The organism is Allobosea sp. CCNWLY174, assembly GCF_037120455.1.
Lineage (GTDB): Bacteria > Pseudomonadota > Alphaproteobacteria > Rhizobiales > Beijerinckiaceae > Allobosea > Allobosea lupini.
Genome location: NZ_JBBBBQ010000004.1, coordinates 203,423 through 227,247, shown reverse-complemented (window position 1 = coordinate 227,247; position 23,825 = coordinate 203,423). Strand labels below are relative to the sequence as shown.

23 protein-coding genes and 2 riboswitches are annotated in these 23,825 nt (G+C 67.5%); of the genes, 14 read left to right on the top strand and 9 right to left on the bottom strand.

Translation table 11 applies throughout. The features are described 5' to 3' along the window. The first annotated feature begins 20 nt into the window (after positions 1–20). Entirely contained in the window at positions 21–1,280 is a 1,260-nt protein-coding gene (locus V7S63_RS14635) for a M20/M25/M40 family metallo-hydrolase (protein WP_336530745.1), read from the top strand. A gap of 85 nt (positions 1,281–1,365) precedes the next feature. Beyond that, on the top strand, positions 1,366–2,253 hold the full coding sequence (gene ypfJ, locus V7S63_RS14630) for a KPN_02809 family neutral zinc metallopeptidase (protein WP_091831779.1): 888 nt from the start codon (positions 1,366–1,368) through the stop codon (positions 2,251–2,253). A gap of 3 nt (positions 2,254–2,256) precedes the next feature. Here the strand turns inward: ypfJ and V7S63_RS14625 are convergent, their stop codons facing one another. Continuing rightward, the gene (locus V7S63_RS14625) at positions 2,257–2,745 is read right to left on the bottom strand and encodes a glycosyltransferase family A protein (RefSeq protein WP_336530744.1); all 489 of its coding nucleotides are present in this window, start codon (positions 2,743–2,745) and stop codon (positions 2,257–2,259) included. Positions 2,746–2,862: 117 nt separating this feature from the next. Between V7S63_RS14625 and V7S63_RS14620 the strand changes: the two genes are divergently transcribed. From V7S63_RS14620 to V7S63_RS14605, 4 genes are all read left to right on the top strand, one after another. Next, complete coding sequence (locus V7S63_RS14620) at positions 2,863–4,050, top strand: PA0069 family radical SAM protein (protein WP_336530743.1); 1,188 nt, start codon at positions 2,863–2,865, stop codon at positions 4,048–4,050. 204 nt (positions 4,051–4,254) lie between these two features. Further along, on the top strand, positions 4,255–4,875 hold the full coding sequence (locus V7S63_RS14615; protein ID WP_336530742.1) for a ribonuclease HII: 621 nt from the start codon (positions 4,255–4,257) through the stop codon (positions 4,873–4,875). A 16-nt stretch (positions 4,876–4,891) separates the two neighbouring features. Beyond that, a complete protein-coding gene (locus V7S63_RS14610) occupies positions 4,892–5,683 on the top strand; it encodes a PhzF family phenazine biosynthesis protein (RefSeq protein ID WP_336530741.1) in 792 nt (263 codons plus the stop codon). Positions 5,684–5,903: 220 nt separating this feature from the next. Continuing rightward, positions 5,904–7,109, top strand: a complete 1,206-nt coding sequence (locus V7S63_RS14605) for a site-specific DNA-methyltransferase (protein WP_091831787.1) — start codon at positions 5,904–5,906, stop codon at positions 7,107–7,109. Positions 7,110–7,162: 53 nt separating this feature from the next. Here the strand turns inward: V7S63_RS14605 and mutY are convergent, their stop codons facing one another. Continuing rightward, positions 7,163–8,239, bottom strand: coding sequence for an A/G-specific adenine glycosylase (mutY, locus tag V7S63_RS14600; protein WP_336530740.1), 1,077 nt, complete (start codon positions 8,237–8,239; stop codon positions 7,163–7,165). 96 nt (positions 8,240–8,335) lie between these two features. Here mutY and V7S63_RS14595 point away from each other — a divergent pair, with 96 nt between their 5' ends. The 8 genes from V7S63_RS14595 (at position 8,336) to V7S63_RS14560 (ending at position 15,969) form a co-directional block, all read left to right on the top strand. Next, positions 8,336–8,833, top strand: a complete 498-nt coding sequence (locus V7S63_RS14595) for a DUF721 domain-containing protein (protein ID WP_100959138.1) — start codon at positions 8,336–8,338, stop codon at positions 8,831–8,833. A gap of 82 nt (positions 8,834–8,915) precedes the next feature. Beyond that, complete coding sequence (locus tag V7S63_RS14590; protein WP_091831793.1) at positions 8,916–9,536, top strand: DsbA family protein; 621 nt, start codon at positions 8,916–8,918, stop codon at positions 9,534–9,536. A 27-nt stretch (positions 9,537–9,563) separates the two neighbouring features. Beyond that, positions 9,564–13,019: a chromosome segregation protein SMC gene (gene smc / locus V7S63_RS14585; RefSeq protein ID WP_336530739.1), complete on the top strand. Its 3,456-nt coding sequence runs from the start codon at positions 9,564–9,566 to the stop codon at positions 13,017–13,019. 182 nt (positions 13,020–13,201) lie between these two features. Beyond that, positions 13,202–13,711 carry an AtpZ/AtpI family protein gene (locus tag V7S63_RS14580; protein WP_336530738.1) on the top strand — a complete coding sequence of 170 codons (510 nt, stop codon included), beginning with the start codon at positions 13,202–13,204 and terminating at the stop codon, positions 13,709–13,711. A 48-nt stretch (positions 13,712–13,759) separates the two neighbouring features. Next, positions 13,760–14,506 carry a F0F1 ATP synthase subunit A gene (locus tag V7S63_RS14575; protein WP_091831799.1) on the top strand — a complete coding sequence of 249 codons (747 nt, stop codon included), beginning with the start codon at positions 13,760–13,762 and terminating at the stop codon, positions 14,504–14,506. Positions 14,507–14,568: 62 nt separating this feature from the next. Continuing rightward, complete coding sequence (locus V7S63_RS14570; RefSeq protein ID WP_091831801.1) at positions 14,569–14,796, top strand: F0F1 ATP synthase subunit C; 228 nt, start codon at positions 14,569–14,571, stop codon at positions 14,794–14,796. A gap of 127 nt (positions 14,797–14,923) precedes the next feature. Then, a complete protein-coding gene (locus V7S63_RS14565) occupies positions 14,924–15,478 on the top strand; it encodes a F0F1 ATP synthase subunit B (RefSeq protein ID WP_091831803.1) in 555 nt (184 codons plus the stop codon). 8 nt (positions 15,479–15,486) lie between these two features. After that, complete coding sequence (locus V7S63_RS14560; protein WP_442896476.1) at positions 15,487–15,969, top strand: F0F1 ATP synthase subunit B family protein; 483 nt, start codon at positions 15,487–15,489, stop codon at positions 15,967–15,969. 96 nt (positions 15,970–16,065) lie between these two features. Here the strand turns inward: V7S63_RS14560 and V7S63_RS14555 are convergent, their stop codons facing one another. From V7S63_RS14555 to V7S63_RS14525, 7 genes are all read right to left on the bottom strand, one after another. Further along, a complete protein-coding gene (locus V7S63_RS14555; RefSeq protein ID WP_336530736.1) occupies positions 16,066–17,334 on the bottom strand; it encodes a L,D-transpeptidase family protein in 1,269 nt (422 codons plus the stop codon). Positions 17,335–17,464: 130 nt separating this feature from the next. Further along, positions 17,465–19,039, bottom strand: a complete 1,575-nt coding sequence (gene gcvPB / locus V7S63_RS14550) for an aminomethyl-transferring glycine dehydrogenase subunit GcvPB (RefSeq protein WP_100959141.1) — start codon at positions 19,037–19,039, stop codon at positions 17,465–17,467. Next, on the bottom strand, positions 19,039–20,379 hold the full coding sequence (gcvPA, locus tag V7S63_RS14545; protein ID WP_336530735.1) for an aminomethyl-transferring glycine dehydrogenase subunit GcvPA: 1,341 nt from the start codon (positions 20,377–20,379) through the stop codon (positions 19,039–19,041). The genes gcvPB and gcvPA overlap by 1 nt, the downstream gene beginning before the upstream one ends. 154 nt (positions 20,380–20,533) lie before the next feature. Next, a complete protein-coding gene (gcvH, locus tag V7S63_RS14540) occupies positions 20,534–20,908 on the bottom strand; it encodes a glycine cleavage system protein GcvH (protein ID WP_336530734.1) in 375 nt (124 codons plus the stop codon). A 26-nt stretch (positions 20,909–20,934) separates the two neighbouring features. After that, positions 20,935–22,083, bottom strand: coding sequence for a glycine cleavage system aminomethyltransferase GcvT (gcvT, locus tag V7S63_RS14535; RefSeq protein ID WP_336530733.1), 1,149 nt, complete (start codon positions 22,081–22,083; stop codon positions 20,935–20,937). A 57-nt stretch (positions 22,084–22,140) separates the two neighbouring features. Next, positions 22,141–22,239, bottom strand: a riboswitch (glycine riboswitch). A gap of 4 nt (positions 22,240–22,243) precedes the next feature. Beyond that, positions 22,244–22,343: riboswitch (glycine riboswitch) on the bottom strand. Positions 22,344–22,419: 76 nt separating this feature from the next. Next, positions 22,420–23,040 (bottom strand): hypothetical protein, encoded by a 621-nt coding sequence (locus V7S63_RS14530; protein WP_091831818.1) that lies wholly within the window; start codon positions 23,038–23,040, stop codon positions 22,420–22,422. After that, positions 23,037–23,555 (bottom strand): invasion associated locus B family protein, encoded by a 519-nt coding sequence (locus V7S63_RS14525; RefSeq protein ID WP_336530732.1) that lies wholly within the window; start codon positions 23,553–23,555, stop codon positions 23,037–23,039. Before V7S63_RS14525 ends, V7S63_RS14530 begins: the two co-directional genes overlap by 4 nt. Positions 23,556–23,825: the final 270 nt, after the last annotated feature.

Below are 23,825 nucleotides of genomic sequence, written 5' to 3'. Positions count from 1 at the left end.
TTCCGCTTCGAAGGGAGTCGATGATGTTCGCGACCGGGATGGCCCGCAGCGCTTTGATCGCAACCCTGATGCTTGCAACGCCTGCTCTGGCAGCGCCGCAAAAGCCCGTCCTCGACGCGGCCGAGGCCGAGAAGCCGGCCTATCTCGCAACGCTGGAAAAGCTGGTCTCGATCGAATCGGGCTCGCGGGACGTGCAGGGTCTGGCGACGATCGCCGCACTCATCGCCGAGCGCCTCAAGGCCCTGGGCGGCGAGACCGAGCTGATCGACTCGGCCGAACCGGCGCGATCGCCGGGCAAGATCGCGCTGGCACGCTTCAAAGGCAGCGGCACCAGGAAGATCATGCTGCTGGCCCATATGGACACGGTCTACGCCAAGGGCATGCTGGCCCAGCAGCCCTTCCGGATCGAGGGCGACAGGGCCTATGGCCTCGGCATCGCCGACGACAAGCACGGCGTCGCCCTGATCCTCCATACCATCGCGCTGCTCAACAGGATCGCGGCCCGGGACTACGGCACGCTCACCGTCCTCATCAACGGCGACGAGGAGATCGGCTCGGCCGGCTCAAGGGCGCTGATCACCAGGCTCGCGGCCGAGCAGGACGCAGTGTTTTCATGCGAAGGGTCCGGCATCGGCCAGGACACGCTGCGCCTCGCCACCAGCGGCGTCGGCTCCGTGCAGCTCAAGGTCACCGGCCGGGCCTCGCATGCCGGTGGCTCGCCGGAGCAAGGCCGCAACGCCCTGTACGAACTCGCCCATCAGATCCTGCAGATGCGCGATCTCTCCAAGCCGGAGATGGGCCTCAAGCTGAACTGGACGCTCGCCTCAGCCGGCTCGGTCAGCAATGCGATTCCTGCCGAGGCGAAGGCGCAGGGCGACATGCGGGCGCTGCGCATGGCCGATTTCGACCTGATCGAGGCCGCGGTGAGGGAGCGCATCCAGAACAAGCTCATCCCCGACACCTTGGTGGAAGTGACATTCACGCACGGGCGCCCGCCTCTGGCGCCGACCGAGGCCAGCAGGGCGCTCGGCGCGCATGCCAAGCGCGTCTTCGGCGAGATCGGCCGCTCGCTGACCATCTCCGAACGAGCGAGCGGCGGCGGAACCGATGCAGCCTATGCCGCGCTCCAGGCCAGGGGCCCGGTGATCGAGGGCTTCGGTCTCAGGGGCTTCGGCGCCCATTCGAACCAGAACGAATATGTCGCGTTGGATTCGGTCGTGCCCCGGCTCTATCTGCTGGCGCGCATGATCACAGACGTCTCACGCGGCGATGCCAAGTAACCGACTGCATGACCAAGCTGACGGCTACGCTTGAGTTCCGCCGCATCCTCGCCGACATTGGCGGCGCTGCAACAAGGGTCCGCGCATGCGTTGGGAAGATTACCGCCAGTCCGATAACGTCGAGGACCGGCGCGGCGGCGGTGGCGAGTATGCCGGGCTTCCCGGCGGGCGCGGCGGCATCGGCATCGGCACCATGGTCGTGCTCGGCCTGCTCGGCTGGGCGCTCGGCATCGATCCGCGCATCCTGATCGGCGGCGCCGAGATGATCGGCGGCATCGGCGGGCGCAGCGCGCCGACACAGGAGCAGCGCAAATCGGCCGGCCCGCCGCAGGACGAGATGGGCAAGTTCATATCGGCCGTGCTGGCGCAGAACGAGGATATCTGGACGAAGGTGCTGCCGCAGCAGGCCAACCGGAAATACGTACCGCCCAAGCTGGTGCTGTTCAGCGGCGTCGATCGCTCCGGCTGCGGCACGGCCCAGTCGGCGATGGGGCCGTTCTATTGCCCCAACGACCAGCGCGTCTATCTCGACCTCTCCTTCTTCCAGGAGATGCAGCGCAAGCTCGGCGGCGGCGGCGACTTCGCCTATGCCTATGTCATCGGCCACGAGATCGGCCATCATATCCAGAACCTGCTCGGCATCCTGCCCAAGGTGAACGAGTTGCGCCAGCGGCTTTCGGAGCGCGAATCGAACCTGCTCTCGGTGCGCGTCGAGTTGCAGGCCGACTGCTTCGCCGGCGTCTGGGCCTACAACCTCCAGGCAATGGACCGGATCGAGGCCGGCGACATCGACGAGGCGATGCGAACAGCTTCGGCGATCGGCGACGACAAGCTGCAGCAGCAGGGCCGCGGCGTGGTCGTGCCGGATTCCTTCACGCACGGCTCGTCGGCGCAGCGCACCCGCTGGTTCAACACCGGCTTCAAGTCGGGTTCCATGCAGAGCTGCGACACCTTCCGCACCAACCAGCTCTGAGCCTCAGAGTTCGGCGCGCTCGCGGCGGACAGTAAGCCGGCGCGGCGCCCGCGCCAGCTTGCCGGAGAGGATCTGCGTCTTCGGCGCGAGCAGCCCCGCCCTGACGCCGCGCGAGCGCAGCGAGACCGCGCCCCATTCGCGCAGCGCCGCCGCCATGCCGCGCAGCGGCATCAGCGCCGGCCGGGCCGCTGCGGTCAACAGATGCCGCTCGATGCTTGGCGTCCATTGCGGCTCGGGCAGGTCGCCCGCCTCGAGCAGGATCACCCAGTCGCCGCGCGCCTGCGCGACACCCGAGGACCAGGCCTCGCCGGCCGTGGCCCTGACATAGCTCGCCCCGGTCTCTTCTGCGAGCCGCGCGATCGCGGCGTCGTCGCCATCGTCGACCACCACGGCATGGCCGATCACACCTTTCGCAACCGCGGGGATCAGCACCGACAAGGTTGCGGCAAGCGCCCTTGCGTCACGATTGGCCCGGATGACGGCAGTGATCATAGGCTGTCAGCTTATGACGCACTGCAACATGTCGCAATCCTGTCACTTGCCTTTTGTTCCTGATATGTTCACATTCCTTGGTCTCGGAACCCCCGATTCCGCCGAGGAGACGAAGCCATGCTGCAGGCCAGGCCCTCAGCCAGGACGCAACCACTCAAGCGCCGCGATGTCGAACCGGACACGGTCTCGGCACCACTTCGGCTCACGCCGGTCGACCCGCTGACCCATATCGGCAGCCAGATCGACCCTGACAGGCGGCGCGGGCGCGGCGCGACGATCAACCCCGGCGGGCGCTACGAGGCCGAGCAGCGCATCAGCGAGGATGACGGCTGGGGGACGCTCGGCGAGCTGCCGGCTTTCAAGACCGAGGTCTCGGTCGAGAAGCCTCGGACCATCATTACCAGGAACGACTCCCCCGATATCTCCTTCGATCGCTCGATCAACCCTTATCGCGGCTGCGAGCATGGCTGCGTCTATTGCTTCGCGCGGCCGAGCCATGCCTATCTCGGCCTCTCGCCCGGGCTCGACTTCGAGAGCAAGCTGACCGCAAAGCCCGATGCGGCGCTGCTGCTTGAGAAAGAGCTGTCCTCGCCAAGCTACCAGCCGCGCACCATCGCAATCGGCACCAATACCGACGCCTACCAGCCGATCGAGAAGAAACTCAGGATCATGCGCGCGATCCTGGAGGTGCTCGCGAAGTTCAACCATCCGGTCGGCATCGTCACCAAATCGGCGCTGGTGCAGCGCGACATCGATATCCTCGCGCCGATGGCGGCGAAGGGGCTGGTCAAGGTCGCGCTCTCGGTGACGACGCTCGATCCCAAGCTCGCCCGCAACATGGAGCCGCGTGCCGCCGCCCCCGCCAAGCGCATCGAGACGATCCGAAAGCTCTCGGAGGCCGGCATTCCGGTGACGGTGCTGGTCGCGCCAATCGTGCCGGCGATCAACGAGCACGAGATCGAGCGCATCCTCGATGCAGCGAAAGCAGCCGGCGCGCGCGAGGCCGGCTATGTATTGCTGCGCCTGCCGCTCGAGGTGAAGGACATCGTGCAGGACTGGCTGGTGACGCATCATCCCGACAAGATGCGCCATGTCGTCTCGCTGATCCGCTCGACCCGGGGCGGCAAGGATTACGACGCCGCCTGGGGTCAACGTCAGGTCGGCTCCGGCCCCTATGCCTGGATGATCGGCCGGCGCTTCGAAATGGCGGCCGAGCGGCTCGGCTTCAACAGCACCCGGCTCAGGCTCCGCACCGACCTCTTCGTCAAGCCGGAGAAGGAGAAGGCACAGCTCAGCTTGTTTTGATCCGACATGCCTCATGGCTGTCATCCTGGACGCAGCACAGCGGAGAGCCGGGATCCATTCCTGAGCCTTTCCGATGAAGGTTCCGGCCTGGGTCCCGGGTCTGCCTCCGGTCGCCCGGGACGACCGCGCTGAGTGTGGCTGTTACCAAGTGGACAGGATGCAATTCCGGCAGACGTTCGCATCGCGATCTGGCATAGCGTCGCTATGACCGCCGATTTCAGCCGCGAGCAGGCCGCGATGATTGCCGGGCGCGCCCGTGTCGCCGGCGTGGACGAGGTCGGACGCGGCCCCCTCGCCGGCCCGGTCGTCGCCGCCGCCGTCATCCTCGATCCCACGGCGATTCCCGACGGCCTCGCCGATTCGAAGGAGCTCAGCGCCCAGCGCCGCGAGGAGCTCTGCGTGCTGATCCTCGCCAGCGCTTTGGCAGTCGGTGTCGGCAGCGCCTCGGCGACCGAGATCGACAGGATCAACATCCGGCAGGCGACGCTGCTTTCCATGCGGCGCGCGGTCGGAGCGCTGCCGCTCTCGCCCGATCTCGTGCTGGTCGATGGCAACGATCCGCCGGCGCTGGCCTGCGGTTGCGAGTCGATCATCGGCGGCGACGGGCTGATCGCCTCGATCGCCGCAGCCTCGATCGTCGCCAAGGTGATGCGCGACAGGATGATGGCGCGGCTTTCGCTGACCTACCCGGCCTATGGCTTCGCGCACCATGCCGGCTACGGGACCGCGGCACATCGCGCCGCGCTGAAGACGCATGGCCCCTGCCCCGCGCATCGCTATTCCTTCGCCCCGATCAAAGGTGTCTGGTCGCGCTCGATCGCTTGAGCCAGCCGGAGACGTCATGCCCACCTTGACGATGCATCAGGTCGACGCGTTCACCGACAAGGTGTTCGCCGGCAACCCCGCAGCCGTCCTCATCCTGGACGACTGGCTCGCCGAGCCGACGATGCAGGCGATCGCCAATGAGAACAATCTGGCCGAGACCGCCTTCGCCCGGCCGCACGGCAGCGCTTGGGACCTGCGCTGGTTCACGCCCGTGCACGAGGTCAACTTCTGCGGCCATGCCACGCTCGCGACAGCCCATGTCCTCGCCAGTACGCACGGCGTCTCCGGCAATATGGAATTCCTGACCCGCGTCGGCCCGATCCGGGTCTCGCGACAGGATGAAGGCTACCGGCTCGACCTGCCGGCCTTCGCGCCGGAGCCGATCGAGGCGCTGCCTTCGGTCATCGCCACGCTTTTCCCGGTCCCACCTCGTGCGCTGTTCCGCAATTTCGAGAATGTCTTCGCCGTTCTGGCCGACGAGCAGGCCGTGCGCGCCTTCGTGCCCGACGCCGCTGCGATCGCGACTCTCGCCCCGCTCTGCTTCGGCATCACCGCGCCCGGCGAAACCCATGATTTCGTCTCGCGCTATTTCGCGCCCAGCGCTGGCATCCCGGAAGACCCCGTCACCGGCTCGATCCACGCCACCCTGGTCCCGTACTGGGCCGAAGAGCTTGGCAAGAACCGCTTTGAGGCCTTCCAGGCTTCCGCGCGTGGCGGACACTTGAGTTGCGAGCTGGCGGGGGAGCGCGTGCTCATTGCCGGCCACGCGGTGACGTTCATGAAGGCCGAAATCTACCTGCCTGACTGACCGCTGGGAGACCTGCGGAGCAGCCGCCGAACTGCCGCAACGGCAGGCGGGAGCCGGTTACCCTTCCTTAATCTCCGTTACGATTTTCCAAACATATTCAATGGGCTAGGCAAAATCTGCAGCCCCAGAATGGGACGCATTTTTTTCAACCCGGAAACCCGTCCTTTACCGTGACCAGCCAGGATCGCGAGCGTTGAAGTTGCGTAACGGTCTTGGCGTCATGAGTACCTCGCGTACCGGGACCGCCAGCGCTCCCGTCCGGATTCAGGTTTCGCGTACCGGACGGCCCGCGCTGGGGGCCCGGATGAAGGCCAAGAGCCTTCTTCCCTCTCAGATCCTCCCGCCTCGCGAGCTTCCGCTCGACCAGGTGATCGTGGGCGATTGCGTCGCCGCGATCGAGGCCCTTCCCCCCGGGAGCGTCGACCTCGTCTTTGCAGACCCGCCCTACAATCTCCAGCTCGGCGGCGATCTGCGCCGACCTGACGACAGCCTCGTCGACGCCGTCGACGACGACTGGGACAAGTTCGCCTCCTTCGCCGATTACGACGCCTTCACCCGCGCCTGGCTCACGGCCTGCCGCCGGGCGCTGAAGCCGGACGGCGCGCTCTGGGTGATCGGCTCCTATCACAACATCTTCCGCGTCGGCTCGATCCTGCAGGATCTCGGCTTCTGGATGCTGAATGACATCGTCTGGCGCAAAGCCAACCCGATGCCGAACTTCCGTGGCCGCCGCTTCACCAATGCGCATGAGACGCTGATCTGGGCGGCGCGCGGCGAAGCGTCCAAATATACCTTCCATTACGAGGCACTGAAGGGCGGCAATGACGACCTGCAAATGCGCTCGGACTGGTATCTGCCGCTCTGCACCGGCGACGAGCGCCTGAAGGACGAGAAGGGTGCCAAGGTCCACCCGACCCAGAAGCCCGAATCGCTGCTCGCCCGCGTCCTGCTCTCGGCCAGCAATCCCGGCGACGTCGTGCTCGATCCCTTCTTCGGTACCGGCACGACCGGCGCCGTCGCCAAGGCGCTCGGCCGCCATTTCATCGGCGTCGAACGCGAAGAGGTCTATGCCAAGGCGGCCCGCGAGCGCATCGCAGCGGTTCAGCCGCTGCCGCCGGAAGCCTTCGCCACGGCGCCGTCGAAGCGCAGCGAGCCGCGCGTACCCTTCCTCAGCCTGGTCGAGGCCGGGCTGGTCAAGGCGGGCGAGACCGTCTTCGACGAGAAGCGGCGTCACAGCGCCACCATCCGCGCCGATGGCACTCTTGTACTCGGCCCGGCCGTCGGCTCGATCCACAAGGTCGGTGCGCTGGCGCAGGGGCTGCCGGCCTGCAATGGCTGGACCTTCTGGCATGTCGAGCGCGAGGGCAAAGCCATGCTGCTCGATGTCCTGCGCGGTGAGATCAGGACGCAGATGGCGGCGGCCTAGAGCCGGATTCGATCAGGTCGAGACAACCTGATCGGTGAATCCGTCTCTCACTTCTAGTCTAGAGGCCGCTGCAACTCTTCCAGTCCCGCTTCGAGCGCCTTCAGGAAGACGTTCGGAAACGCCTCGTGCTTCAACCGGTTGAACGGCGTGAAGCGCATGCCCTGCGGTGCCTGCGTCTCCAGCGGAACGCGCCCGGCGAACACCGTCAGCTCCAGCGGGAAATGCGTGAAGGCGTGGCGGACCGGCAGCATCAGGCGGCGCCATGTCGCCCCCACTGGTGCGTCACGCAGGGCGTCGTCCACCTCGTAATCCGTCCGCCAGTCGCCACCGGGCACCTCGACCATGCCCCCGAGCAAGCCCTTGGCCGGGCGGGTGCGGACCAGCACGGCACCATCGTCGCGCATCGCGACGAAGGCCGCGCCATAGCGGGTCTTGCCGGTCTTCTTCGCCGCCTTGCGCGGAAAGCTCTCCTGCGTCCCGGCGATGCGCGCCTGGCAGGGCTCACGCCAGGGGCAGAGCCCGCAGGCCGGCGAGCGCGGCGTGCAGATCGTCGCGCCCAGATCCATCAGTGCCTGCGCAAAGTCTCCAGGCCGGGCATGCGGCAGCAGCGCCAAAACCCGCTCGCGGATCAGCGGCTTGGCGGCGGGCATCTCGTCCTCGATCGCGAAGAGGCGCGTGATCACCCGCTCGACATTGCCATCGACCGCAGCCGCCGGCCGGTCGAAGGCGATCGCAGCGACGGCTCCCGACGTATAGGCGCCGATACCCGGCAAGGCGCGCAGGCCCTCCTCGGTATCGGGAAAGCGGCCGCCATGCTCATGCGCAACCGCCTTGGCGCAGGCGTGGAGATTGCGGGCGCGCGAGTAGTAACCGAGCCCGGCCCAGGCTTGCATGACGATCTCCGATGGCGCGGCGGCTAGCGCCTCGACCGTCGGAAAGCGCGCCATGAAGCGCTCGAAATAGGGCTTCACCGCCGCGATCGTGGTCTGCTGCAGCATGATCTCGGAGACCCAGACGCGATAAGGGTCGGCCTGCTCGCCCGGCAGCGCCCGCCAGGGCAGGACGCGGCGATGGCGGTCATACCAGGCGAGGAGATCAGCGGCGCGGGGCTGGGGAGCGGAAGCGTCCATCGGACTTTGTGTAGCGCGACCGCCCGGACAGGCAAGCATCCCGCTGTCCTGCAAACAGCTGTTTGTCGTAGGCACCCACAGCTATAGGGTGCCTACATGGTCGCAAAACCCCTCGCCGAACTGATCGACGACTGCCTCGCGCCCGCGCTCGCCGCCCAAGGCTTCGCCGGGCGCTCAGTCGTGGCCTTCTGGCCGGAGATCGTCGGCGAGCGGCTGGCGCAGCGCACGCGGCCTCTCAAGATCGACTGGCCGCGGCGTCGCGGTGCACCTGGTGAGCTCTCGGACCCGGCGACGCTAGTCGTGCGTGTCGAGGGCGCCTTCGCCCTGGAGATGCAGCAGCTCGGGCCTCTGGTGCTGGAGCGGGTCAACAGCCATCTCGGCTGGCGCGCCGTCGGCAAACTGGTGCTGAAGCAGGGGCCGGTCGCGCCGCTTCCCGCGCCGAGGCCCGCCCCGCCGCCGGATCCGGCAGCGCTGGCGCGGATCGAAGCACAGGTCGCCGGCGTCGAAAGCGCCGAATTGCGCGAGGCACTGGCGCGGCTCGGGCGCGGCATCGCGCAACGGCGCCAGGTCGCGGGCGACGACACGGCTTCGTGAGCGGGAAGCAGCGAACCGATCTTGCCACAATCCTGCTGGTGACTATGGTCCGCGCAACTACTTCGTCATCAGGGATTGTCTCATGACCAGCCGCCGCCAGGTGTTGATCGGCTCAGCCGCCTTGGCCTTCTCGCCGCTTCTCGCCAGCCAGGGCGCTTCGGCCCAGACGCTTCCCGGGGTCGCCAACCCGCTCGGCGATGTCTGGCTCGGCAATGCCGACGCCAAGGTCTCGATCATCGAGTACGCCTCGCTGACCTGCAGCCACTGCGCCAATTTCCACAAGGACACCTGGCCGGCGCTGAAGGCGAAGTACATCGACACCGGCAAGGTGCGCTTCGTGCTGCGCGAGTTCCCGCTCGATCCGCTCGCCACCGCCGGCTTCATGCTGGCCCGCTGCAACGGCACCGACAAATACTATCCGCTGACCGACCTGCTGTTCGCGCAGCAGCGCAACTGGGCCTTCACCGAAAAGCCGGTCGATGCGCTTTCGAGCCTGGTCAAGCAGGCCGGTTTCACACAGGAATCTTTCGAGGCCTGCCTGAAACGTCAGGACATTTACGACGCTGTCACGCAGGTTAAGGAAGGTGGAGCCAAGGCTGGCGTGGACTCCACCCCGACCTTCTTCATCAACGGGCAGAAGCGCTCCGGTGCACTCAGCCTCGCCGAATTCGACAAGATCCTCGAGCCGCTGCTCGGCAGCTGAGCGGTCCGGCAGCCTGAAGGCGCGTCGATGCAGCTGACGCGCCTCAAGCTAGCCGGCTTCAAGACCTTCGTCGAACCGGCCGAATTCCAGATCGAGCCGGGGCTGACCGGCATTGTCGGCCCGAACGGCTGCGGCAAGTCCAATCTCGTCGAAGCCCTGCGCTGGGTGATGGGCGAAAGCTCGTTCAAGAACATGCGCGGCTCGGGGATGGACGACGTCATCTTCGGCGGCTCGTCCGAGCGCCCGGCCCGCAACATGGCCGAGGTCGCCCTCACTCTTGACAACAGCGACCGCAAGGCGCCCGCCGCCTTCAACGAGGCGGAGGTGCTGGAGGTGACGCGCCGGATCGAGCGCGAGGAGGGATCGACCTACCGGATCAACGGCAAGGAGGTGCGTGCCCGCGACGTGCAACTCCTCTTCGCCGACGCCGCGACCGGCGCGCGCTCGCCGGCGCTGGTGCGACAGGGCCAGATCAGCGAGATCATCTCCGCCAAGCCGCAATCACGCCGGCGCATCCTCGAGGACGCCGCCGGTATCGCCGGGCTGCACAGCCGCCGGCACGAGGCGGAGCTGCGCCTCAAGGGCGCCGAGGACAATCTCAACCGGCTGGAAGACGTGCTCGCCGAGATCGACGGACAGGTCGAGGCCTTGCAACGGCAAGCGCGCCAGGCGACGCGCTATCGCAACCTCGCCAGCGACATCCGCAAGGCCGAGGCGGTGCTGGCGCTCATCGCCCATCACGAGGCGCGGACGCAGGAAGCTGTCGCCGAGCGCGCCCTCGAAGCGGCCGTGCGCGAGGTCGCCGACAGGACAGGCGTGCAGGCGCAAGCAGCCCGCTTGCAGGCAATCGCGGCGCATGAGCTGCCGGCGCTGCGCGAAGGCGAGGCCGCCGCCGCGGCGGCGCTCGTGCGCCTGAAGCGTGGTCTCGACGAGATCGAGGCCGAGAACCGCCGCGCCAAACAGCGCACCGAGGAACTGGCCAAGCGGCTCGCCGAACTGCAGAGCGATCTCGCGCGGCAGGACAGCCTCGGCAAAGATGCGAGCGACAGCCTGTCGCGCCTGACGGCCGAGGATGAGAGCCTGCGACTGGAGGGCGAGGCTGCGGCAGGTGGCAGCGTGGCCGCAGCAGCCGAACTCGCCGAGGCGGAAAAAGCACTTGCGGCGGCGGAAGCGGAGCACGCCGCGGTGCAGGTGCGCCTCTCCGAGCTCGCCGCCCGGCGCGGTGCGCTCGAACGGGCCCTGCGCGAGGCGACGGAACGCGAGGCCCGACACACCGCAGAGCGCGAACGGCTGCAGCGCGACCAGGCAGCGCTCGATGCCGATGGCACCGCCGCCTCGCTCGACGGCTTGCGCGCTACGGTCGCGACCGCGGACTCCGCAATGCAAAGCGCGGATGCCGCCGCGGGCGTCGCGCGCAGCGCCCTTGCGGCAGCTCGCGAGGAGGAATCGCGGCTACGCGGGCCGGTCGCGGAAGCCGACCGCAAGGCGCAGCGCCTCGAAACCGAAGTCCGGACCTTGCAGAAGCTGCTCGCTCCGGCGGCGGGTGGGCGCTGGCCGGCGATCCTCGATTCGATTGTGGCGGCCAAAGGCTATGAAACGGCGCTCGGCGCGGCGCTGGGCGACGATCTCGACGCGTCGGCCGATCCGGCAGCGCCAGCGCATTGGTCCGACAGCGGCAGTGGCGAAAGCGACCCGTCGCTTCCCGATGGCGTCGAGTCGCTCGCCAAACAAGTTCGCGGCCCGGCGGCGCTCGGCCGGCGGCTGCGCCAGATCGGCGTCGTCGCCCGGGCAGACGGCGCCGCGCTGCGGCCGAAACTGTTGCCCGGGCAGCGACTGGTCTCGCGCGAGGGCGACATCTGGCGTTGGGACGGCTTCACCAGCGCCGCCGATGCGCCCTCGCCTGCCGCCCGCCGGCTCGCCGAGAAGAACCGCCTCGGTGATCTCGAACGCGAGGCCCAGGCAGCGCGCGAAGCCTCCGAAGCGGCGCGCGACGGGCTCGACCAGGCGAGCGAGCGCACCAAGGCTGCGGCTCAGGCCGAGACGAAGGCGCTGGAGGCGATCCGCGAGGCCAGGCGCAACCTCGATCAGGCTCGCGAGCGGCTAGCCCAGGCCGAACGCAAGGCCGGGGAAACGGCGGCGCGCCGCTCGGCCCTGACCGAGGCGATCGGCCGGCTCGGCCAGAACATCGCCGATGCGCAGGCGCAGGCAGAGGCCGCGAATCAAGATCTCGCCGGCCTCGCCCCGGCGCCCGAACTGGAAAGCGCCCTGCTCGCTGCGCGAGCGGAGCTAGGCGAGCGGCGCGCTTCAGCCTCCGAGGCGCGGGCGCGGGTGCAGACGCAAGGGCGCGAGGCCGAACTGCGCAGCCGCCGGCGCGAGGCGATCGCAGGGGATCTGCGCGCCTGGCGGGAGCGCGCTGCCACCAGCGAGCAGAGCGCCGCCGATACCCGCCGGCGCATCGAGACGACGGCGGCCGAGCACAAAGCGCTGCTCGAGGCACCCGACACTTTCCTGGTCGAACGCCGCCGGCTCCTCGCGGAGATCGAGACGGCCGAGGCCAACCGGCGCACCGCTGCCGACAAGCTCGCCGCCGGCGAGGTCGCGCAGGCAGAAGCCGACCGGCAGGCGCGCTCGGCGCTGGAAGCACTTTCAGCCGCGCGCGAGGCTCGGGCGAGCGCCGAGGCCAGGCTGGAGGCTGCGCGCCAGCGCCTCGCAGACGTGGTGCGCCAGATCGTCGATGGGCTGGAGACCGAAGTCGCCACCCTGCATCAACTCGCCGGGCTGAAGGTCGGCGACACGCCACCGGATGCAGAGGATGTCGAGCGGCGGCTGGGCGGGCTCAAGGCCGAGCGCGAACGGCTGGGGGCGGTCAACCTGCGCGCCGACGACGAACTGAGCGAAGTCCAGGGCAAGCGCAGCGGCCTCGCGACCGAGCGTGACGACCTGACCGAGGCGATCCGGCGCCTGCGCCAGGCGATCGGAGCGCTCAACCGCGAAGGAAGGGAGCGGCTTCTTGCCGCATTCGAGATCGTCAACGGCCATTTCCAGCATCTGTTCGGGGTGCTGTTCGGCGGCGGCACCGCCGATCTCACGCTGGTCGATTCGGAAGACCCGCTCGAAGCCGGGCTCGAGATCATCGCGCGCCCCCCGGGCAAAAAGCCGCAGGTGATGACGCTGCTCTCCGGCGGCGAACAGGCGCTGACCGCGACCGCGCTGATCTTCGCGGTGTTCCTGACCAACCCCTCGCCGATCTGCGTGCTCGACGAGGTCGACGCTCCGCTCGATGACGCCAATGTCGAGCGCTATTGCGACCTGCTCGAGGAGATGGCCCGCAACACCGCGACGCGCTTCATCCTGATCACCCACAACCCGATCACCATGGCCCGCATGGACCGGCTGTTCGGCGTCACCATGGCCGAGCGCGGGGTCAGCCAGATGGTCTCGGTCGACCTCGCCACGGCCGAGCGCATCCGCGAGGCGGTCTGACATTATTGCCGCGGCGCACAAGAATCGTCTCCGGAGACCTGCGCCAGTCTAAAATCATTTTATTTTTCAAGGCATTAATAGCTTCTCACTCAGCTTGACACCATATGACCCCGTCAATATGGTGCGCCCGATTTTTCCGGGTGGCGGGGCTTGTTTCATCGCACGGAACGATCGGCAATCCGATGAGCGTGCGCCACGACGATCCGGTTCCCGGATCGACTGATCAGGCAGCGCAAATCAGCGACAATTCCGGTATTGTCCGGTTCTTCAGGGGACCGAGCACGGAGGGGTCGTGTCATGACGGCGGTCGAGCGGCAATGACGGGCCAGGACGGAAAGAGTTCGGGCCCGGGGCGGCCTGCTGATGAGGATGCGAGCCTGGAAGTCCGGCTCAAATCCCTCGATGCAGGCTTGAAGCGCGCGACCAACCAGACGGAAGCCGAAATCCGGCGCGAGAGCACATCCGCCGATTCCAGCGGAATCGGGCAGGCGATGCGGCTTTCCACGGAATTCGTTGCCGGCATCATTGTCGGCGGCGGGCTCGGCTGGGCCGTCGATAAATGGCTGGGGACGGCGCCCTTCGGGATGATCGTCCTGCTGATGCTGGGTTTCGGCGCTGGCGTGATGAACGTCGTGCGCGCAGCGGGCTTGATGAAATCGCGCACTGACGATAAGTCGAGCGCGCAGAACTGAGGCTCGGTCCCGAAAGGGGCCGTCTTATGGCAGGAACAAGGGCGACAGATGGCTGGTCCGATCGAACAATTCGAGATCAAACCGATCGTGTCTCTTGGCAAGATCGGCGGAAGCGAAATCGCTTTCACCAATTCCGCCCTGTTCATGGTCGCCGCCGTCGCCATCATCGTGCTGCTGTTCGTCTACGGCACGCGCAACCGCTCGCTGGTTCCGGGCCGGCTGCAATCGCTGGCGGAGATGGGCTACGAGTTCGTAGCCAACACCGTGAAAGACTCGGCCGGCCATGACGGCATGAAGTTCATGCCGCTGGTGTTCTCGCTCTTCATGTTCGTGCTGGTCTGCAACATGCTCGGCATGATCCCGGGCGCGTTCACCGTCACCAGCCACCTGATCGTCACCGCCGCGCTCGCCGCGCTCGTGATCTTCACGGTCATCATCTACGGCATCGCCAAGCACGGCGCGCATTTCTTCGGCCTGTTCGTTCCCAAGGGCGTGCATCCGCTGATGCTGATCATCCTGGTGCCGATCGAGGTCATCTCCTTCGTTTCGCGCCCGATCAGCCTGTCGGTCCGCCTCTTCGCCAACATGCTGGCCGGCCACATCGCGCTGAAGATCTTCGCCGGCTTCGTGGCGACGCTGCTCTTCGCCGGCGGCTGGGCCATCCTCTCGCCGTTGCCGCTCGTGCTGACCGTCGCGCTTATCGCGCTGGAATTCCTGGTCGCCGGACTGCAGGCCTATGTCTTCGCCGTGCTGACCTGCATCTACCTGCACGACGCCCTGCATCCGGGCCACTGAGCGGCCCTGATCCTCAAGTTCACCCCTCGACTGTCACAACCATCCCCCTAAGGAGCATTTCCATGGATCCCGTCGCAGCCAAGTACATCGGCGCTGGTCTCGCTTGCCTCGGCATGGCCGGGGCGGGCATCGGCCTCGGCAACCTGTTCGGCCAGTTCCTCTCGGGCGCCCTGCGCAACCCGTCGGCGGCCGATGGCCAGCGCGGCACCCTGCTGCTCGGCTTCGCGCTGACCGAAGCGCTCGGCATCTTCTCGCTGCTGATCGCGCTGCTGCTGCTCTTCGCGGTCTGATCGCGAAAACGACCAGAGCCTGCCGCAGGCGACGGCCCTCATAGGGCGTCACGCGGCAGGCTCCCGCCTCCCTTCCCATATCGCCGTGCGAACCGTCCGGGCTCGTGCGGCCGGATGAGGTTCAGTGATGGCAGCGCCAGCCACGACCACCGGAACGACCGCCCATGGCGGCGCGGCTCCCGCCCATGGCGGCGGCTTCCCGCCGTTCCAGGGTGAAACCTTCGCCTCGCAGCTGCTCTGGCTGGCGATTACCTTCGGCTTCCTCTACTGGCTCGCCGCCAAGGTCATCGTGCCGCGCCTCGGCGGCATCCTCGAGGACCGCGCCAACAAGATCGGCAACGATCTCGACGAGGCGGCCGCGATGAAAGCCAAGGCCGAAGAGGCCGGCCAGGCCTATGAGAAGTCCCTTGCCGAAGCCCGCGCCAAGTCGCAGGCGATCGCGCAGGAGACGCGCGAGAAGGTCAACGCCGACAGCGCTGCGCGGCGCAAGACGGTCGAGGCCGATCTTTCCGCCAAGCTCGCCGATGCGGAGGCCAAGATCGTCGCCACCAAGACCGAGGCGATGAGCCATGTCGATGCGATCGCCGCCGACGCGGCCGGCGCCATCGTCAGCCATCTGACCGGAACGGCTCCGGCCCCGGCCGACGCCGCCAAGGCGGTCAAGACCGCGCTGGGAGGCTGAGCACCATGTTGAGCAATCCGACCTTCTGGGTTCTCGTCTCGACCGTCATCTTCCTCGCCATGGCGGTGAAGATGGGTGCTCTCAAGAGCCTCACCGGCGCGCTCGACGCTCGCGGCGAGCTCGTCGCCCGTGAGCTCGCCGAGGCCCGCCGCCTGCGCCACGAGGCCGAGCTGCTGCTCGCCGAGTTCGAAGGCAAGCGCAAGGCGGCCGAGGCCGAGGCCGAGGCGATCGTCGCCAACGCCAAGGACGAGGCCCAGCGCCTCGCCAAGGACGCCGAGGAGAAGCTGGCGGAGTTCGTCACGCGCCGGACCAAGTCGGCGCAGGACAAGATCGCCCAGGCCGAGACGCAGGCCACCGCCGAGGTCCGTGCTGCTGCAGCCGAGGCTGCGACGCGCGCCGCCGAGGTCATCCTGCGTGGCCAGGTCGCCGGCAAGGCCGGTGCCGACCTGATCGCCGCCGGTCTCAAGGATGTCCGCGCCAAGCTCAACTGAGCCGCTACGACATCACGAGAAACGAAAACGCCGCGGTCTTCGGACCGCGGCGTTTTTCATGTGAGCTCCAGGAAACGGAAAGAGCAGCGCCCTGTCCTACTGGATGGCGACGGCCGCCGGGGCAACTGGCCGGACGACCGGCTGGGGCAGCTTGGCCGTGGCGGGCGCTGCCTCTGTCGGAGCGACGACCGGCTTTGGCTTGGGCCGGCGCGGCTGGATCGTCGAGGTGACGATGCCCTGCGGCGTGTCGAGCCCATAGATGTCGTCGCGGAACTGCACCAGCCCCTCGGCATCCTGCCAGCCGGTCATGTAGACCCAGGCGACCGGCACCGCCTTCTTCAAGGCGATGTTCTTGCGCTCGCCCTTGGCGATCTCGGCCTCGATCGCCGGCTGGTTCCACTCGGTGCCTTCGAGCAACCAGGCCGCCAGATCACGCACACCTTCGATGCGGGCACAGCCGGATGAGTTGAAGCGGACATCGTTGCGGAACAGCGACTTCTTCGGCGTGTCATGCATGTAGACCGCCTCGCTGTTCGGCATGTCGATCTTGAGCTGGCCGAGCGAATTGGTCGGGCCCGGCTCCTGCCGGACATAGAAATAGGGGTTGCTCAGGCTAGCCCAGTTGACGCTCGCCGGGTCGATCTCGCGGTTCTCCGCGCCGAGCAGCTTCATGTTGGACTTGGCGATGAAGCCGGGATCCTTGCGCATATGCGGGATGATGTCGGCCTTCACGATCGACATCGGCACCGTCCAGTAGGGATTGAGGTTGACCGAGGTGATGCTGGCCTGGAGCACTGGCGAGGGCCGGTCGGGCCGGCCGACGATGGCGAGGTGGCGGCGCTGGACGACACCGCCATCCACCGCCTCGGCGCTGGCGCCGGGGATGTTCACCACGACATAGCGACCGGTGAAGCTGAAGCCGTTGCCCTTGAGCCGCTCCAGCGTGGCCGTGAGCTGGTTGAGACGCACTTCCACCGGCACGTTCAGCGCCTTCAGGGTGAGGCGGCCGACGGTACCGAGATCGGACAAGCCATGGCGGCGCTGGAAGCGCTTCACCGCAGCGACGACGGCCGCGTCATAGACATCGCCTGGCAAGGCGTCGGGCGGGAGATCGCCGCTCAGCATCAGGCGCTGCTTGAGCAGCGCGACATCCGGCCCCTGCGAATCGGGTTTCAGCGCGCTCGCCGAACTGGGAACCTTCGGCCAGCCGCCGCGGCCGGCGATATCCTCATGCGTGATCAGCGCCTCGAGCGTGCGGTCGTAGGTCTTGGGGCCATAGCCCGGCTCCTCGGCGCGGGAGGCCGAGAGCATCGCCGCGAAAGAGACCGCGGCGGCGAGCATATGGCGAAGGCGAACGCGATACATGGGCGAGCTTCCAAGGCGCGAGGATACACGCCGTCGGAAGCTTCCCTCGCATATGGTCAAGGAAGACTTAAGGCAGCCGGCTCAGGTGACGAAAGGGCAGGAGCAATCGCCCCTGCCCTCTCGACAGGTGTTACTCCGCCGCTTCCTTCACGGGCGCGGGCTTTTCCCATTTCAGCACCGGCTGGCGCGCGGCCCTGGTCTCGTCGAGACGGCGCATCGGGGCGTGATGGGGAGCCGCGGTGAAGCGGCTCTTGTCGTTGCCCTTGGCGGCGATGGCGAGGTCGCGCAGCGTCGCGATGAACAGGTCGAGCGAGGCCTTCGATTCGGACTCGGTCGGCTCGATCAGCATGGCGCCGTGGACGACGAGCGGGAAATACACCGTCATCGGGTGGTAGCCCTCGTCGATCATCGCCTTGGCGAAGTCGAGCGTGGTAACGCCGGTGCCCTTCAGCCAGTCGTCGTCGAACAACGCCTCATGCATCGATGGGTGATCCGGGAAGGGCAGCGACATCAGGTCGGCGAGGCCGGCGCGGATGTAGTTGGCATTGAGCACGGCATCTTCCGACGCCTGCTTCATGCCGTCGGCGCCATGGCTGAGCATGTAGGCCAGTGCCCGGACATACATGCCCATCTGGCCGTGGAACGCGGTCATGCGACCGAACGGGTCGCTGCCCTCGGGCGCATCGGCCTTGTGCTCGACGAGACGCGACTTGCCGCCCTCGACATGGATGAACGGCACCGGCGCGTACGGCGCCAGCCGCTCCGACAGCACGACCGGGCCTGCGCCCGGGCCGCCGCCGCCATGCGGGGTCGAGAAGGTCTTGTGCAGGTTGATATGCATGGCATCGACGCCGAGATCGCCCGGTCGCGCCTTGCCGACGATCGCGTTGAAGTTGGCGCCGTCGCAGTAGAAATAGGCACCCGCCTCATGCATCGCCGCGGCGATCTCGACGATCTGCGGCTCGAAGATGCCGCAGGTGTTGGGGTTGGTCAGCATGATCGCGGCGACGTCGGGGCCGAGCAGCGCCTTGACGTCCTCGACCGCGACGGTGCCGTCCGGACGGGCCGGGACGGCCTTCACCGAGAAGCCGATCAGCGCGGCGGTCGCCGGGTTGGTGCCGTGAGCCGATTCAGGGACCAGCACGACAGTGCGGGTCGCACCCTCGCCCTTGGCGGCGATCGCGGCCTTGATCGCCATCATGCCGCAGGCTTCGCCATGAGCACCGGCCTTGGGCGACAGCGCCACGGCCGGCATGCCGGTCAGCGTCATCAGGTAGCGGGCGAGCTCGAGCATGACGTCGAGCGCGCCCGGCACGGTCGATGTGGGCTGCAGCGGATGCACGTCGGAGAAGCCCGGCAGCCGCGCCACCTTCTCGTTGAGGCGGGCATTGTGCTTCATCGTGCAGGAGCCGAGCGGGAAGAGCCCGGTGTCGATGCCGTAGTTCTTCTGGCTGAGGCGCACATAATGGCGCATCGTCTCCGGCTCGGAGAGGCCAGGCAGGCCGATCTCACCCTGGCGGGCATGCTTGCCGAGGCGGCTCTTGAAGGGCGCCGGCTTGTCGATGTCGACGCCGGTCGTCTCGTGATGGCCGATCTCGAAGATCAGCGGCTCGATCTGCTGGAGCGCGCGGTTGCCGGTGAAGGTCTCATGGACCTCGGCGGAAGCTTCACCAGCCTGGCTGGGACGTCCCTGACGGTTCAGCATCACAGCACCTCCGCGAGCGCCGCCACGAAGGCCGCCCGATCCTCATCCGTGTTCACTTCGGTATTGGCGACGATCAGGAGATCGTCGAGCCCGGCGCCCGGCAGAAGCCGAGAGACAGGCACGCCAGCCAGGATGCCCCTGGCGGCGAGCGCTTCGGCCACCTCTGCCGCCGGCTTGGCGAGCTTCACGGTAAACTCGTTGAAGAAGCTCTCGTTGAGGATCTCGGCACCTTTCACGCCGGACAGCGCGTCGGCGAGCTTCACCGCATTGGCGTGGTTGACCTCGGCGAGCCGGGTCAGGCCGGCCTGGCCGAGCAGCGTCATGTGGATGGTGAAGGCCAGCACGCAGAGGCCGGAATTGGTGCAGATGTTCGAGGTCGCCTTGTCGCGGCGGATGTGCTGCTCGCGGGTCGAGAGCGTCAGCACGAAGCCGCGGCGGCCATCGGCATCGACCGTCTCGCCGCAGAGCCGGCCCGGCATCTGGCGGATATATTTCGACTTGGCCGCGAAGAGGCCGACATAGGGCCCGCCGAAGTTCAGGGCGTTGCCGATCGACTGGCCCTCGCCGACGACGATGTCGGCATCCTGGGCGCCGGGCGGGACGACCGCACCGAGCGAGACGACCTCGGTGAAGACCGCGATCAGGAGCGCGCCATGGGCGTGTGCCTTGTCGGCGATCGGCTTGAGATCGCGCAGATTGCCGAAGACGTCGGGCGACTGCACCACGACGCAGGAGACGCTGTCGTCGATCGCAGCGAGAATGTCCTCGGTGGCGCGGATGTCGGGCTTCAGCGCCACCACCTCGTCGTTCGCCATCTCCGACAGCGTCTCGACGACCTGGGTGTAATGCGGGTGCAGGCCGCCAGATAGCACGGCCTTGCGCCGCCTGGTGACGCGATGCGCCATCAGCACCGCTTCGGCCGTGCCGGTCGAGCCGTCATACATCGAGGCGTTTGCAACCTCCATGCCGGTCAGGGCCGCGACCTGGGTCTGGAACTCGAACAGGTATTGCAACGTGCCCTGGGCAATCTCGGGCTGGTAGGGCGTGTAGCTGGTCAGGAACTCCGAGCGCTGGATCAGGTGATCGACCGTCGCGGGGACATGGTGCTTGTACGCACCGGCCCCGACGAAGAACGGCACCGAGCCGGCCGCCGTGTTCTTCGACGACATCTTGCCGAGGATGCGCTCGACCTCGAGCTCGCCCTTGGCGCGCGGCAGGTCGAGCGGTTCTGTCAGCAGCTTGCCGCTCGGCACGTCGGAGAAGAGCGCATCCACATCGGTTACGCCGATGCGCGCGAGCATGTCCTCGCGGTCGGTCTCGGTCAGGGGGAGATAGCGCATGGAGGTTCCGTTCTCTGATACGGTCGCGACCGTTCAAAACTGCGAGGTCGTCCCGGGCGACCGGAGGGCGACCCGGGACCCATGCCCGAGCGGTTCAGGCATGGGTCCCGGATCAGCGCCGCTACGCGGCTTGTCCGGGACGACTCGGTGAGGGTCAGAGCGTCTTGACGTAGTCCTGGTACTCGGCCTCGCTCAGCAGGCCGTCGAGCTCGCCGGTGTTGGTGAGCTTGATCTTGACGAACCAGCCCTTGCCGGCCGGATCCTCGTTGACGGTGCCCGGCGCGGCCTCGAGCTCGCTGTTGACGGCGACGACTTCGCCGGAGACCGGCGCATAGACCTCGGACGCCGCCTTGACGCTCTCGACTACGGCGGCCTCGCCGCCCTTGCTCAGCGCCTTGCCGACGCTCGGCAGCTCGACGAAGACGACGTCGCCAAGCTGGCCCTGGGCGTAGTCGGTGATGCCGACCGTGCCGGTGTCGCCCTCGATGCGGATGTATTCGTGGTCCTTGGTGTAGCGGGTCTCGGCCATGGTTTCCTCCGACGGAAAAGGTGGGTTCAGCGCTTGTAGCGGTTGGGGACGAAAGGCATCGCGGCGATGGTCGCCGGCAGCGGCTTGCCGCGCACGATCAGGTCGAGCTTCGTGCCGGGAGCCGAATGCGCCTTGGCGATATAGCCCATGGCGCAGGGGCCGTTCAGGGTCGGGCCGAAGCCGCCCGAAGTGACCTTGCCGACGATGGTGCCGTCGGCGGTCGCGATATCGGCGCCCTCGCGGGCCGGAGCCCGGCCTTCCGGCAGCAGGCCGACGCGGACGCGCGAGACACCCTCGGCGAATTCGCGCTGGATGCGGGCCGCGCCCGGGAAGCCGCCCTCCTCGCGCCGGCGCTTCTGGATCGACCAGTTGAGCGCCGCCTCGACGGGCGAGGTCGTGGCGTCGATGTCATGGCCATAAAGACATAGGCCGGCTTCCAGCCGCAGCGAATCGCGCGCGCCGAGGCCGATCGGCTTGACGCGTGCATCGAGTAGGAGCGCATCCCAGATCTCTCCGATCCGGTCGGCCGCGGCGGAGATCTCGTAGCCGTCCTCGCCGGTATAGCCGGAGCGGCTGACATTGGCCTTGACGCCGCCGAGCTTCAGCGTGCGCAGGGTCATGAAGCCCATCTCGGCGGCCTCGGGATTGAGCGCCGCGAGCGCTTCCTCCGCCTTCGGCCCCTGCAGGGCGATCAGGCCACGATGCTCCGCCTTGACCAGCTTCACATTGGGCGGCAGCCGCGCCTCGATATGGGCATAGTCCTGCGTCTTGCAGGCGGCGTTGACGACGAGCAGCAGCGCGCCGTCCTCGTCCGGATCGGCCGAGCGCGTCACCATCAGATCGTCGAGGATGCCGCCCTCCTCGTTCAGCAGCTGCGAATAGCGCTGCTTGCCGGGCGGCAGGTTGACGATGTCGGCCGGGATCAGCGCTTCCAGCGCGCGGGCCGTGGTCTCGTGGTCGGGACCGACGAGGAAGGCCTGGCCCATATGAGAGACATCGAACAGGCCGGCGCTCTCGCGCGTCCAGTTATGCTCGGCCATGATCCCGGCAGGATACTGGACCGGCATGTCGTAGCCGGCGAACGGCACCATGCGCGCGCCCAGCGTGACATGGCGGGCGTGGAACGGCGTCTTGAGCAGCGGCTCGGTGCTTGCAGTCTCGGCTTCGGCAGCCATGGCATCCCTTCCAGAGTCGAGCGCGAGCCCCGGACGGATTCGTCCGGAGCGCGCCCCCTCTGTCTCGGGACCTGAGAGATTTCCCCGCCGGGCCGAAGCCTTGGGCGAGTTACCCCCGTCGGTGGGCGGGCTTCAAAAGCCAGCCTCTTTCCAGAGCGCCAATTCCCACGCGGTCCGTTTGCCTGAGCGTTTCCGGGGCGGTTGCGCCTTCGGCGCCGGGTCCGGACAAGTCCGGTCCCGGTCTCTCCCGCGGGGATGATGCGGCTGAGCCAGCAATAGACGAGCGAGGAGCCGAGTCAATCGGCCCGCCCGCGTGAATTTAGGGCAGCGTGCCGCCTATCTGCGCCGGCGCCGGGCCGGCTCGCCTCCGCCGCCCGGATTCAGGCCGACGATGATCTCCACCTCGCCGGACCCTGCGGGAACCGAGATGTTGCTCTCGACATGCGAGAAATCGGCACCGGTCTGGCCACTGGGGATGGCGCCGCCGACGCGGGAACTGCGGCGCGCGATCACCTGGTTGTTGCGCATCACCTGCGTGTACAGCGTCGCGCCATAATTGCCGGGACTGCCGGCCGGTCCGATCAGGATACGCCCTTCGACGCCGACCTTGAGAGTGAAGGCACCATCCTTGCCGATCGGCGTGCATTCGCGCGCGACCGTGTTGATCGAGACCTGGCTGCGCAGGCTGCTGCTGTCCTGCCCAGACTGGGCGCGGATCGCCGCGCCACCATCGGAAATGATCACCTGCGGGCAGATGAAGTTCGCCTCGTCGTCCTGCGGCAGCTGATCGACCGGCGGCGGCGTGGTCGACTGGAACATCAGGATATTGCCGAGCTTCTGCGTGGCGCTGGGCTCGCCGGTGCTCGACGATCCGGAAGAGCCGCAGCCGGCAAGCGCAAACGCAAGGCCGGCGGGCAGAATGAACCGGCCGAAACGGCCAGCAAAGCGATCAATCACGGCAAAGCCTCCACACCAGGGCCGAATCCGTTGAGCGATACCGGGATTCCGACCCCTTCCTCCGGCGTCTGAAACACGATGAATGTGGCGCTCTTACCAGTCTTGAGCTGGCCGAGCAGCGTATCGTCCATCACCACCTCGGCGACGCAGCCGGTGGTCAGGCAGCGCACGAAGCCGGCGCGGCCAATATCCTTGTCGTCGATCTTGAGACCGAGGCCGGAGGGGAGCAGGACGCCAAGCGGGGCGACGACACGCAGCAGACGGCTCTTCTGGTCGGCCGTCTTCAGCACGATGACGAGCAGCGTCAGATTCGGGCGGTCCTCGGCGGCGACGTTCTGAACGAGCGCGCATTGCTCGGCCTTGGCGCCGGGGGGCGTCTCGCAGCGCATCTGCCAATCGCCATGGGTGGAACGTACCGCGCCTTGCGCCTGGGCCGGCGTGGCCGAGAGCCAGCCGTAGCCGATGACGGCGAGCGCCGCGGCCACGGGACCGATCAATGAGCGCATCCCTGTCATCCTCTCCTTAAAGGTGTGGGAATGTGCGCACACCCACACCGAAACGGCGCCCCCGCCACGCGAGAATGCGTTCCGACCATGCGTCCCGATTCCTGTCAAGGCGAAGGATCACGTGCGTCCGCGCGGCAGACTCGTGGCGGACTCCCTGCAAACAGCGCAGATCGACCGCCCGACACCCATGCGCTCGTCGCGTACTTATGCCGCACGGGCTGCGTCACAGCCTGTCATTGCCCCACTGGCGCAAGCGTGATCTTTGATTTATCGCAATGC

Coding starts and splice junctions, on each gene's coding strand:
- V7S63_RS14555 (WP_336530736.1), bottom strand. CDS start 17,334: ATGTATCGCGTTCGCCTTCGCCATATGCTCGCCGCCGCGGTCTCTTTC.
- V7S63_RS14610 (WP_336530741.1), top strand. CDS start 4,892: ATGCCCACCTTGACGATGCATCAGGTCGACGCGTTCACCGACAAGGTG.
- V7S63_RS14590 (WP_091831793.1), top strand. CDS start 8,916: ATGACCAGCCGCCGCCAGGTGTTGATCGGCTCAGCCGCCTTGGCCTTC.
- gcvPB (WP_100959141.1), bottom strand. CDS start 19,039: ATGCTGAACCGTCAGGGACGTCCCAGCCAGGCTGGTGAAGCTTCCGCC.
- ypfJ (WP_091831779.1), top strand. CDS start 1,366: ATGCGTTGGGAAGATTACCGCCAGTCCGATAACGTCGAGGACCGGCGC.
- V7S63_RS14605 (WP_091831787.1), top strand. CDS start 5,904: ATGAGTACCTCGCGTACCGGGACCGCCAGCGCTCCCGTCCGGATTCAG.
- V7S63_RS14595 (WP_100959138.1), top strand. CDS start 8,336: ATGGTCGCAAAACCCCTCGCCGAACTGATCGACGACTGCCTCGCGCCC.
- gcvH (WP_336530734.1), bottom strand. CDS start 20,908: ATGGCCGAGACCCGCTACACCAAGGACCACGAATACATCCGCATCGAG.
- V7S63_RS14615 (WP_336530742.1), top strand. CDS start 4,255: ATGACCGCCGATTTCAGCCGCGAGCAGGCCGCGATGATTGCCGGGCGC.
- smc (WP_336530739.1), top strand. CDS start 9,564: ATGCAGCTGACGCGCCTCAAGCTAGCCGGCTTCAAGACCTTCGTCGAA.
- V7S63_RS14575 (WP_091831799.1), top strand. CDS start 13,760: ATGGCTGGTCCGATCGAACAATTCGAGATCAAACCGATCGTGTCTCTT.
- V7S63_RS14525 (WP_336530732.1), bottom strand. CDS start 23,555: ATGACAGGGATGCGCTCATTGATCGGTCCCGTGGCCGCGGCGCTCGCC.
- V7S63_RS14565 (WP_091831803.1), top strand. CDS start 14,924: ATGGCAGCGCCAGCCACGACCACCGGAACGACCGCCCATGGCGGCGCG.
- mutY (WP_336530740.1), bottom strand. CDS start 8,239: ATGGACGCTTCCGCTCCCCAGCCCCGCGCCGCTGATCTCCTCGCCTGG.
- gcvT (WP_336530733.1), bottom strand. CDS start 22,083: ATGGCTGCCGAAGCCGAGACTGCAAGCACCGAGCCGCTGCTCAAGACG.
- V7S63_RS14635 (WP_336530745.1), top strand. CDS start 21: ATGATGTTCGCGACCGGGATGGCCCGCAGCGCTTTGATCGCAACCCTG.
- V7S63_RS14580 (WP_336530738.1), top strand. CDS start 13,202: ATGAGCGTGCGCCACGACGATCCGGTTCCCGGATCGACTGATCAGGCA.
- V7S63_RS14620 (WP_336530743.1), top strand. CDS start 2,863: ATGCTGCAGGCCAGGCCCTCAGCCAGGACGCAACCACTCAAGCGCCGC.
- gcvPA (WP_336530735.1), bottom strand. CDS start 20,379: ATGCGCTATCTCCCCCTGACCGAGACCGACCGCGAGGACATGCTCGCG.
- V7S63_RS14570 (WP_091831801.1), top strand. CDS start 14,569: ATGGATCCCGTCGCAGCCAAGTACATCGGCGCTGGTCTCGCTTGCCTC.
- V7S63_RS14625 (WP_336530744.1), bottom strand. CDS start 2,745: ATGATCACTGCCGTCATCCGGGCCAATCGTGACGCAAGGGCGCTTGCC.